This window comes from Sulfurospirillum sp. MES (assembly GCF_000789415.1).
In the GTDB taxonomy this organism is placed as follows: Bacteria; Campylobacterota; Campylobacteria; order Campylobacterales; family Sulfurospirillaceae; genus Sulfurospirillum; species Sulfurospirillum cavolei.
The window spans coordinates 1-616 of the sequence record NZ_JSEC01000055.1; the positions used below are offsets into that span (position 1 = coordinate 1).

Annotated in this window: 1 protein-coding gene; it reads left to right on the forward strand. The window is 51.3% G+C overall.

Annotated features, from left to right (window positions below):
- A partial coding sequence (locus OA34_RS13365) for a hypothetical protein (RefSeq protein WP_502685210.1) occupies nt 1-616 on the forward strand: 616 nt, incomplete at both ends.

The following is a 616-nucleotide window of genomic DNA, read 5'->3' on the forward strand; positions in this document are numbered from 1 at the left end:
CTACAATACCGCCATAAACGATGTAACACCCACTACAACCACTTTCAACGGCAACATCAGCGCCATGAAGTGGAAGGCGGGAGATGAAACCGTGGAAAGAGGATACCAGTTCACCTATGACGGCCTTGACCGGCTTACCACTGCCAATTACGGCGAGGGCACTTCCCTTACCTCTAACCCAAACCGCTACGACGAGCTGGTTACCTACAACAAAACGGGCAATATCCTCACCCTGCAACGCAAGGGAAAGACCGACACCGGCTTCGGATTGATAGATAACCTCGCTTACAATACTTACAATGGAAACCAGGTAACCAAAATTACCGATGCCGTTACACCCGGCCCGCTCTATGCCGGCGCTTTCCATTTCATGGACGGCGCCAACGTGGCCGTGGAATATACCTACGACGCCAACGGCAACCTGAAGAAAGATTACAACAAAAAGATAGTGAATATTGCGTACAATTCGCTAAATTTGCCCGACGGATTGCAGTTCACCAACGGCAATACCACCAGCTACGTGTACAACGCCGCCGGGCAGAAGTTAAGCGTAACGCACCTCACGGCAATAGCAGGCGTGGTGATCCCCATGACCAGTGTAATGACTCCGTTGACT